General features: G+C 70.7%; 9 protein-coding genes and 1 tRNA gene. 6 read left to right on the forward strand and 4 right to left on the reverse strand.

Annotated elements, in window-relative coordinates; translation table 11 throughout:
- The 3 genes from G6028_RS02730 to G6028_RS02740 all read right to left on the reverse strand — a co-directional run.
- Positions 1-810: MBL fold metallo-hydrolase (locus G6028_RS02730; RefSeq protein ID WP_182657973.1), on the reverse strand; the 810-nt coding region annotated here is incomplete at its 3' end.
- A gap of 9 nt (positions 811-819) precedes the next feature.
- Positions 820-1,299, reverse strand: a complete 480-nt coding sequence (locus G6028_RS02735; RefSeq protein WP_182657974.1) for a RidA family protein — start codon at positions 1,297-1,299, stop codon at positions 820-822.
- Positions 1,299-1,466 (reverse strand): Sp36 family protein, encoded by a 168-nt coding sequence (locus tag G6028_RS02740; RefSeq protein ID WP_182657975.1) that lies wholly within the window; start codon positions 1,464-1,466, stop codon positions 1,299-1,301. The genes G6028_RS02735 and G6028_RS02740 overlap by 1 nt, the downstream gene beginning before the upstream one ends.
- A gap of 65 nt (positions 1,467-1,531) precedes the next feature.
- Between G6028_RS02740 and bagA the strand changes: the two genes are divergently transcribed.
- Positions 1,532-2,608 carry an ATPase BagA gene (gene bagA, locus G6028_RS02745; protein WP_241730491.1) on the forward strand — a complete coding sequence of 359 codons (1,077 nt, stop codon included), beginning with the start codon at positions 1,532-1,534 and terminating at the stop codon, positions 2,606-2,608.
- A 1-nt stretch (position 2,609) separates the two neighbouring features.
- The gene (gene bagB, locus G6028_RS02750) at positions 2,610-3,716 is read left to right on the forward strand and encodes an ArsA family ATPase (RefSeq protein WP_179524408.1); all 1,107 of its coding nucleotides are present in this window, start codon (positions 2,610-2,612) and stop codon (positions 3,714-3,716) included.
- A 142-nt stretch (positions 3,717-3,858) separates the two neighbouring features.
- On the opposite strand, the gene G6028_RS02755 is transcribed toward bagB, so the two are convergent.
- On the reverse strand, positions 3,859-4,236 hold the full coding sequence (locus G6028_RS02755; protein WP_170114850.1) for a WhiB family transcriptional regulator: 378 nt from the start codon (positions 4,234-4,236) through the stop codon (positions 3,859-3,861).
- A 270-nt stretch (positions 4,237-4,506) separates the two neighbouring features.
- On the opposite strand from G6028_RS02755, the gene G6028_RS02760 reads away from it, so the two are divergent.
- The 4 genes from G6028_RS02760 (at position 4,507) to G6028_RS02775 (ending at position 10,268) form a co-directional block, all read left to right on the forward strand.
- Complete coding sequence (locus G6028_RS02760) at positions 4,507-6,891, forward strand: transglycosylase domain-containing protein (RefSeq protein ID WP_182657977.1); 2,385 nt, start codon at positions 4,507-4,509, stop codon at positions 6,889-6,891.
- 47 nt (positions 6,892-6,938) lie between these two features.
- On the forward strand, positions 6,939-7,925 hold the full coding sequence (locus G6028_RS02765; RefSeq protein ID WP_182609467.1) for a metallophosphoesterase: 987 nt from the start codon (positions 6,939-6,941) through the stop codon (positions 7,923-7,925).
- Between the two features lie 69 nt (positions 7,926-7,994).
- Positions 7,995-8,068: transfer RNA gene (locus G6028_RS02770), tRNA-Pro, on the forward strand.
- Positions 8,069-8,186: 118 nt separating this feature from the next.
- On the forward strand, positions 8,187-10,268 hold the full coding sequence (locus tag G6028_RS02775; protein WP_182657976.1) for an acyl-CoA dehydrogenase family protein: 2,082 nt from the start codon (positions 8,187-8,189) through the stop codon (positions 10,266-10,268).
- The last annotated feature ends 67 nt before the right edge of the window (positions 10,269-10,335 follow it).

Raw genomic sequence — 10,335 nt, forward strand, 5'->3', positions numbered from 1 at the left:
GGCCACGAGCGTCGACTGCTCGGCCACCTTGAGCAGGAACGGCGTGACGTCCTGGTAGATGTGCTGCGTGATGGCCTCGGCGGACGCGCCGGGACCCAGTTCCTCCCGGGCGGCCACGATCTGCTCGAGCCGGTCCCGCCGGTGGCGGGCGAGCACCTGGGCTGCGCGCGCGGTGTTGTCCACGTCCGGCCCGTGCCCGGGGACACCCACGACACCGTCGGCGCGGGCGGCCAGCAGGTCGAGGCTCTCCAAATAGTCGCCCAGGTCGCCATCGGTCGAGTCCAGGACGGTCGAATCGCGGCCCAGGATCGTGTCTCCGAGCACCACGCAGTCCGCGGGGGCGGTGAACCCGGTGCCTGCGGGCCGTACCTCGAGGCTGACCGAGTCCACGGTGTGCCCGGGCGTGGCCAGCACGATGATGTCCAGCCCGGCGGCGTGGATCTCCTCGCCGTCGACCAGTGGCCCGGCGTCGCGGCAGTACCGCTCCCCGATCGCTCGGACCGGCGCGCCGGTCAGCGCGCGGAGGTGGTCGATCCCGTCGGTGTGGTCCCCGTGACGATGGGTGACGACGACGAGCTCGATCTCCCCCACGATGGCGGCGATCCGCTCGGCGTGCGCGCGATCGTCCGGACCGGGATCCACCACCACGGCGGTGGGCGATCCCGGGGCCCTCAGCACGACCGTGTTGGTCCCCTCGAAGGTCATCTCCGAGGGGTTGTCGCAGAGGATCACGCCGGCCAGGTCGGTGACGGGGCGCAGCGTCTCGTACGCGGGGAACGTGATCGGGGCCAGACCGCCGGACGTCGCCATGGTCCGTCCCTAGCCCTCGACCTCGACGATGAGCTCGACCTCGACGGGCGCGTCGAGCGGCAGCTCGGACACCCCGACGGCGGAGCGGGCGTGGACGCCGGCGTCGCCGAAGATCTCACCCAGCAGGTCCGAGGCGCCGTTGATCACCGCGGGCTGGGCGTTGAAGCCCGGCGCCGAGGCGACGAACCCGACGACCTTGACGATCCGCACCACCGAGTCGATGCCCACCAGGCCGTCGACCGCGGCGAGCGCGTTGAGTGCGCAGGTCCGGGCGAGACCGGCGGCCACCTCCGGCGCGACCCCGGCGCCGACCTTGCCGGTCGCGGCGAGGGCACCGTCGACCATCGGCAGCTGACCGGAGGTGTAGACGTACGCCCCCGTCCGCACGGCGGGGACGTAGTTGGCCAGCGGGGTGACCACGGTCGGCAGGTCGATCCCCAGCTGCTCCAGCTTGCGGGTCCAGTAGCCGCCGCCCTCGCCCTCCGACATCAGAGCCGGCGCTTGAGGTAGGCGACGTGCTGCTCGCCGGTGGGCCCGGGCAGCACGGAAACGAGCTCCCAGCCGTCACTGCCCCACTGGTCGAGGATCTGCTTGGTGGCGTGGGTGAGCAGCGGGACGGTCGCGTACTCGAACCGGGCTGCGGTGGATTCGCTCATGCCCCCACTCTAGGGAAGTCGAGAGCAGCCCGCGCGCGGTGGTGGAAGCGCTTAGTCTGGAATGCATGCCGTCCACCGACAATCCAGGAACGCAGGCGACACGAACCCAGGGGACACAGTCGACGAGGGCGACCATCGCCGACCAGCTGTCCACCGGCTGGTCCGACTCCTCCGCCCGCGCAGATCTCCACTACGTCTCCGGGAAGGGGGGAACGGGCAAGACCACGGTCGCCACCTCGCTCGCGCTGGCACTGGCCTCCACCGGCAAGCGCGTGTTGCTGGTCGAGGTCGAGGAACGCCAGGGAATCTCCCGGATCTTCGACCGCGCCCCCCTGCCGTACCGCGAGGAACTCGTGGCCCGGGTGGACGGCGGCGGCAAGGTGTTCGCGCTGGCCATCGACATCGAGGCCGCGATGCTCGACTACCTCGACACCTTCTACCACCTCGGGGTGGTGGGCAAGGTGATGAAGTCGGTGGGCGCGATCGAGTTCGCGACCACCATCGCCCCCGGTCTCAAGGACGTGCTCCTGACCGGCAAGATCTACGAGGTCGTCACGCGCCAGCACGCCAAGAAGGAGGTCGTGTACGACGCCGTGGTGGTGGACGCCCCACCGACGGGCCGCATCGGCAAGTTCCTCGACGTGACCACCGCGATGGCCGACCTGGCCGCCGGCGGGCCCATCCGCCGCCAGGCCGATGCCGTCTCCGAGCTGGTCCACTCCCCGCAGACGGTCGTCCACCTGGTCACCCTGCTCGAGTCGCTACCGGTCCAGGAGACCATCGAGGCGATCGAGGAGCTGCGTTCCCACGACCTCCGGGTCGGCCAGGTGATCATCAACCGGGCCGAGACCAGGCACCTCGACGACGCCGCGCTCCAGCGGATCGCCGAGGAGGACATCGATGCGGAGGCGGTGCTGGCCGGGCTCGAGGAGACCGGTGTGGAGCTCGACGACGAGGGCCTGCAGGGGCTCCTGGTGGAGGCCATCGAACACGCCCGCGTCGCCCGCGGCCAGCTCGCGGCCGGCGAGACCCTGACCTCGTCCGGCTGCCCGACCCTCGTGCTGCCGGCCCTGCCCAACGGCGTCGAGGTCGCCGACCTGTACGACCTCGCCTCCGCCCTCGCCGATCAGGGAGTGCACTGACATGACTCGTCGTCTCGACATCACCGGAATGCTCACCGACCCCGCGACCCGTGTCGTGGTCTGCACCGGCGCCGGCGGCGTGGGCAAGACCACCACCGCCGCCGCGGTGGCCCTGCGTGCGGCCGAGCTCGGCCGCGACACCGTGGTGCTCACCATCGACCCGGCCCGGCGCCTCGCGCAGGCGCTGGGCATCGACAGCCTCTCCAACGAGCCGTCCCGGGTGGACCTGGGACCCGAGCACGCGGATTCGGACGGGTCGCTGCACGCGATGATGCTCGACATGCGTCGCACGTTCGACGAGCTGGTCACCGCCAACACCACGCCCGAGAAGGCGCAGTCCATCCTGGACAACCACTTCTACAAGACCATGGTCACCTCCTTCGCCGGCACGCAGGAGTACATGGCCATGGAGAAGCTGGGCCAGTTGCTCGACGACTCGACGTGGGACCTCGTCGTCGTCGACACCCCTCCCTCCCGCAACGCCCTCGACTTCCTCGACGCCCCGCGCCGACTGGGCGCGTTCATGGACAGCCGTCTCATGCGGGTGTTCGCGGCGCCCGGTCGCGGGGTCGGCCGGTTGATGACCGGCGCCATGAGCACGGCGATGCGGGGGGTCTCGGCCGTCGTCGGCTCGTCCATGCTCAAGGACGCCTCCGAGATGGTCGTGGCGCTGGACTCCACGTTCGGTGGATTCGCCACCCGGGCCTCGCGCACCCAGGCGATCCTGCGCCGCAAGGGCACCGAGTTCCTGGTGGTCTCGTCCGCGGAACGTCCCGCCCTGCGCGAGGCCGCGTTCTTCGCCGAGCGGCTCTCGGAGGAGGAGATGCCGCTCGCGGGGGTCGTGATCAACCGCACCCACCCCCGGCTGACCGACCTCACGGCCGAGCAGGCGTGTGCTGCGGCCGACCGGTTGGCGGGGAACCCGGAGGCCGAGGCGGTGCTGCGGATCCACGCCGACCGGGCCGGCACGGCCAAGCAGGAGGTCCGCCTGCTGGAGTCGTTCACCGACACCCATCCGGACGTGCGGATCGTGGGCGTGCCGTCGTTGCCGTTCGAGATCTCCAACCTGGAGGCCCTGCGCTCGGTCGGCGACCAGCTCTGCGGGTGACCAGCTGTCCCGGCGACCAGCTCTGCGGATGACCAGAGCGGCCGGACGGTCATCCGGGTGACCGGACCCGGTGATACGACGCGACCCGCGGCGGGAGCCGCGGGTCGCGTCGGTGTCGGGGTACGGGGCCGATCAGGTGACGTCAGTAGATGACGGTGTGCCGCTCGATCTGCTGGGCGAAGAAGTCGGCCCAGGACCGTACCTCGGGATGCTGCTTGAGCAGAGCGCGGCGCTGACGCTCGGTCATCCCGCCCCAGACCCCGAACTCGACGCGGTTGTCCAACGCGTCGGCCCGGCACTGCAGGAGGACCGGGCAGTGGCGACAGATGGAGGCCGCCTTGCGCTGCGCGGCGCCGCGAACGAAGAGCTCGTCCGGGTCGATGTCCTTACACCGGGCCTGGGCGACCCATTCCTGGCGCCCCTCCCCGATGATCGTCTCCTCGGACCCGAGGGGATTGCTTGAACCGGGGCGGACCCCGGCGTCGTCGGTGCGGGAGGTCCCGGGAAGGGTGGCCGTCATCGATGTACCCCTGTCTGTGTGGAGTCGCGGACGGGTTGCCGTACACGCCTCCGGCCTTCTGGACCCACCCGGCGCGGCGGGCCCACGGTGTCCACGGGAGCCTCTCGGCCGTGAGTGCCGTCGGACCACGACATCATCCGGGTTCGAAACGTCCCGCGCTCCCTCATATTGTTACCGTAGTCACACAACAGAAGTAAAGAGTCGTGTGCTGCGGACGCCTCACGGGGTGGCGGGACAGGGGTGTTCACGTACTCTGGCCCCGTGTCGGCTATGAGTTCGCTGGGAAAGCTGGTCGCGACCTGTGTCGCGGCCGGGGTGGTGGCGGCCGGGTCGTTGTTCCCGATCGCCGGGGCGGCGGGGCTGGCCTCCAACAAGATGGCGGACTCGCTGTCCGGGACCTCGGCGGACCTGATCAAGGGTGATCTGCCGTCCATCTCCACGGTCACCGACTCCGAGGGGACGCCCATCGCCTGGTTGTACGACCAGCAGCGGGTGGTGGTCCCGAGCGAGGAGATCTCGCAGAACATGAAGCTGGCGATCATCGCGATCGAGGACCGCCGGTTCGCCGACCACAACGGTGTGGACTGGCGGGGCACGATCCGCGCGGCGCTCACCAACGCCACGTCCGGGGACGTGCAGCAGGGCGCCTCGACGATCGATCAGCAGCTGGTCAAGAACTACCAGTTCCTCGTCTCCGCGGAGAACGACGCGGAACGCCGCGCGGCCGTGGAGACCACACCGGCGCGCAAGATCAAAGAGATCCGGATGGCGCTCACGCTGGACAGCGAGATGAGCAAGGACGACATCCTCAGCAAGTACCTCAACCTGATCTCGTTCGGCAACGGTTCCTTCGGGGTCCAGACCGCGGCCCAGACCTACTTCGGCGTCGACGCCTCGGAACTCACCGTGCCGCAGTCCGCCATGCTCGCGGGGATGATCCAGTCCACCAGCATGTTCAACCCGTACGCCAACCCCGAGGACACCAAGAACCGCCGCGACACCGTCATCGACACCATGGTCCAGACCGGCGCGATCACGCCGGCCGAGGGCGCGGCCTACGCCGCCGAACCCCTCGGTGTGCTGGAGCGGCCCAACTCGCTGCCCCGTGGCTGCATCACCGCCGGTGACCGGGGGTTCTTCTGCGACTACGTGCTGGACTACCTGGACCAGAACGGCCTGAGCCGGGAGATGGTCCAGCAGGGCGGGTACACCATCCGCACCACCCTGGACCCGACCGTCCACGACTCGGTGCAGCGGTCGCTCAACACCTACGGCAACCCGACGGGCCAGGGCGTGGCCGAGGTCATGAGCGTCGTGCGCCCCGGCCGGGAGTCCCACAAGGTCGTGGCGATCGCCTCGAGCCGCCAGTACGGCCTCGAACTGGGCGACAGCCAGACCGTCCAGCCGCAGCCGTTCTCGCTGGTCGGCGACGGCGGGGGGTCGGTGTTCAAAGTCTTCACGGTGGCCGCGGCCATGGAGAAGGGCATGGGCACCAACACCAGCCTGGCCGTCCCCCGCCGCGTCCAGGTCTCGGGCCTGGGCTCCGGCGGCGCGCGCGGGTGCCCGCCCGCCCAGTACTGCGTGGAGAACGCCGGGTCGTACCCGAGTTCCCTGTCCGTCGCGGACGCGCTCGCGCAGTCGCCCAACACGACCTTCGTGAACCTCATCAAGGACGTGGGGGTCGCCCCCACCGTGGACATGGCGGTGCGGCTCGGTATGCGGTCGTACGACCGCAAGGGGACCGCGGCGGACGGCGACTCGATCGCCGGGTTCATCAAGAAGAACAACCTCGGGTCGTTCACCCTCGGGCCCACGGCCGTCAACGCTCTGGAACTGTCCAACGTCGGCGCCACCCTCGCCTCCGGCGGGATGTGGTGCCCGCCGAGCCCCGTCGAGTCGATCACCGACCGCACCGGCAAGCCGGTCGAGCTGAGCGAGCCGGGGTGTGAGCAGGTGGTCGAGCCGGGGCTGGCGGACACGCTCTCGGTGGCCCTGTCCAAGGACCACGTGGGGGCCGGCACCGCCGCGGGCGCCGCGGGTGCCGCGGGGTGGAGCCTTCCCATGTCGGGCAAGACGGGGACGACCGAGGCCAACCGCTCCTCCGCGTTCCTCGGCTTCACCAACCACTACTCCGCCGCCGTCTACGCCTTCAACGACGGCACCACCACCAGCGAGCTGTGCACCAGCCCGCTGCGGCAGTGCTCGTACGGAAACCTCTTCGGCGGTCTCGAGCCGGCCAACACCTGGTTCTCCGCGTTCGCCCCGATCGCCCAGATCTACGGCCCGGTCCAGCTGCCCGCGCCGGATCCCGCGTTCCAGGCGGGCACCAGCGGGGCGGGGACACCCGATGTCGAGGGGATGAGCCAGTCGGCGGCCACCTCCCTGCTCACCGGAGCCGGATTCGTCGTCAACACCCAGTTCGTGTCCGGCACCGGACGCCCCTACGGGACGGTCGTGGGACTCGACGGCGGGACCGGCATCCCCGGATCCCAGATCACCCTCCGCGTCTCCGACGGTTCGGGCGGCGGTGGCGGTGCCGCGGCGCGGGGCACCGACGGCCAGGGCGCGTCCGGACCGGGGGCCGCGATCGGCGACGAGCCCGTCGTCCTCAACGTCCCCGGGCTCGCACCGATCACCATCTCGCCCCCGAGGTAGTCGCCGCGGCCGGGGAGGGTTCCCGCAACCGCCGGTAGAGTGAAATGATGCAACGCCCCTCACGTCGGCCCCAGAGCACCCCGTCGAGTCCCTCCGCCCGCGCGGCGGCCGTCCTCGCGGGGGCGGTCGTGGCCGGGACCGTCTACGCCTCGGGGTGGGAGCGCAACGCGTTCACCGTCCGACGCCACTCGCTCCCCCTGCTCGCGCCGGGGTCGGAGCCCCTCAAGATCCTGCACATCTCGGATCTGCACATGATGCCCGGCCAGAAGCGCAAGCAGGACTTCCTGGCGGCACTGGCGCGGCTGGAGCCGGACCTGGTGCTCAACACCGGCGACAACCTGTCGGACGTGCGCGCGGTGCCGTCGGTCGTGCAGGCGCTCGGCCCGCTGCTCGGCCGGCCCGGGGCGTTCGTCTTCGGCTCCAACGACTACTACGCCCCGGTGCCCAAGAACCCCCTGTCCTACCTCGGGATCGGCCGGAAGAAGCACTCGTCCGTCCCGCTGCCGTGGCGCGACCTCAAGGCGGCGTTCTCCGAGCGGGGCTGGGTCGACGCCACCCACCGGCGTGCGGAGATCGTCGTGGACGGCCGGCGCGTCCTGGTGGCGGGCGTCGACGACCCCCACATCGGTCGCGACCGCTACAGCGAGATCGAGGGACCCGCCGGGCCGGCGTTCGACCTGCGGATCGGGCTGGTCCACTCCCCGGAGCCCCGGGTACTGGACCGTTTCGACGCCGACGGGTACGACCTCGCGGTGGCGGGCCACACCCACGGCGGACAGCTCTGCCTGCCCACGGGGGCGATCGTCACCAACTGCGGCATCGACCGCTCGCGGGCGCAGGGCCTGTCCGCGTGGGGCCGGAACCTGGTCCTGCACGTGTCCGCCGGACTCGGGACCTCGCCGTACGTGCCGGTCCGGACGTTCTGCAGGCCCGAGGCCACACTTCTCGAACTGGTCGCCGGACCCGGCGGTGGCGGAGACGACGCGACGGTGCCGGAGACGCCTCTGCGCGAACGGGTGCCGCTGCCGGCCTGACCCGGTTTCGCGAATCACCCCGGTTTCGCGAATCACCCGGCGGGGCGCTAGAGTATCCCTCGTTGTCACCGGGGTGTGGCGCAGCTTGGTAGCGCGCTTCGTTCGGGACGAAGAGGTCGTGGGTTCGAATCCCGCCACCCCGACAATGCGAGGTCCCGGGCCGTTCACGGTCCGGGACCTCGGTCATTTGCGTCCCCTGACGGTCCGATTCCGGCCGCGCTACCGGTGCACTTCGGCGTGGACGATCCGTAGAGTCGTGTCATGACCTCCCAGACCGACGTCCAGAACGCCGCGGCCCCGGGGGCGGCAGCCCCCCAGACGACCCACACGGGCCATCCCCACTACGGCCGCATCACCACCACCGGCCAGGGGGACCCCGCCCTCGCCGCCGGGCTCCAGAAGGTCCTCGACGGCCGCTGGGCGGACGCACGGCGGATGACGCGCGAGGCCATGACCCCGGACATGCTCAACCCGATCGGGGTCACTATGGAGGAGCACCGCGCCCACGTGCTCGACCAGATGAGGCGCCTGGCCGACTCGGGCATGCCCGGGCTGGGGTTCCGCACCGAGGACGGCGGCACCGGGGACACCGGTGGGGCGTTGACCTCCTTCGAGATGCTCGGCCACCTCGACCTGTCCCTCATGGTCAAGGCCGGCGTGCAGTGGGGTCTGTTCGGCGGGGCGATCGCCAATCTCGGCGACGCCGAGACGCGCGGGAAGTACCTGCCGGGCGTCATGTCCCTGGACCTGATGGGCTGCTTCGCCATGACCGAGCTCGGCGGCGGGTCGGATGTGCAGAACCTCGAGACCACCGCCACCTTCGACACGGAGACCGGCGAGTTCGTCGTCCACTCCCCCACTCCGAGTTCCGAGAAGTGGTACATCGGCAACGCGGCCCGCGACGGTTCCATGGCCGCGGTGTTCGCGCAGCTCATCACCCACGCCGAGAACGGCGAGGAGCTCCGCCACGGCGTCCACTGCCTGTTGGTGCCGATCCGGGACGAGGCCGGGAACGACCTGCCGGGGGTCACCACCACCGACCACGGGCACAAGGGCGGACTGCTCGGCGTGGACAACGGCAAGATCATGTTCGACCACGTCCGTGTTCCCCGTGAGGCGCTCCTCGACCGGTTCGGTGCGGTCGACGCCGACGGACAGTACTCGTCGCCCATCGACTCCGTCGGTGCCCGCTTCTTCACCATGCTCGGCACGCTGATCCGCGGCCGGGTCTCGGTGGGTGCGGCCGCCGGTGCCGCGGCCCGGACCTCACTGGCACTGGCGGTACGGTATTCGCTGATCCGCCGCCAGTTCGACCACCCCGCGACGGGCAAGGGCATCCCGCTGCTCGAGTACCGCGAGCACCAGCGTCGACTGATGCCGCGGGTGGCCCGCGCGTACGCCTACGCGTGCGCCCAGAACGCGATCGTCGCCGAGCTCCACGACTTCGAGAAGAACCCGGAGGCGTTCGACGCCGAGCGACGCCGCGAGATGGAGTCCCACGCCGCGGGGATCAAGGCCACCGTGACGGGCTTCGCCAACGACACCATCATCGAGGCCCGTCTGGCCTGCGGTGGGGCCGGGTACATGGCCGAGAATCTGCTCACCGAGATGCGCGCGGACTGCGACGTCTTCTCGACGTTCGAGGGCGACAACGTGGTGCTGACGCAGTTGGTGGCCAAAGAGCTGCTCGGCGCCTACGCCGCGGAGTTCGGGGACATGGACCAGCGCGAGACCGTGGCCTTCGCCCTCACCACCGCGGTGGACGTGGTGCAGGAGAAGGCCCGCGCGTCGACGCTGTGGCAGAAGCTCATCGACACGGTGACGGACCGGGAGAACACGGACCTGCTCGACCGCGCCAACCAGCTGGAACTGCTGGTGGACCGCGAGGAGCACCTGTTGGAGACGGTCGCCCGCCGCCTGCGCAAGGCCCAGGGCGAGGACGGCTCGGCGGCGTTCAAGGTGTTCAACTCGGCGCAGGACCACATGCTGCAGGCCGGGCGCGCGCACATGGACAGCTGGGTGTTCGCCCGCTTCGCCGAGGCCGTGGACGCCTGCGAGGACCCCGAGGCCAAGGAGGTCCTGGGAACGCTGTGTGACCTCTACGTCCTGGACATCGTGGACCGCGACAAGGGGTGGTTCCTCGAGCACAACCGCCTGACGACCGAGCGCACAAAGGCCGCGACCGCCGCCCGCAACCGCCTGTGCACCAAGCTCGCGGGCAAGGCGCGGACCCTGGTGGACGCCTTCGCGATCCCCGAGTTCGTCTTCGACGTCCCGATGCTCACCGACGGCGGGGTGGACGCCCCCCTCGAGACCACGTCGGGAGCCGACGAGCGCGGCTGACGGGCCGCTGACCGCAGATCCCGGCCGCCACCGCGGCGCACAGGGCCACCGCGGCCAGCACCGCGGC

Origin of the sequence: Dietzia cercidiphylli, from assembly GCF_014145145.1 — a bacterium.
GTDB classification, from domain to species: Bacteria; Actinomycetota; Actinomycetes; order Mycobacteriales; family Mycobacteriaceae; genus Dietzia; species Dietzia natronolimnaea.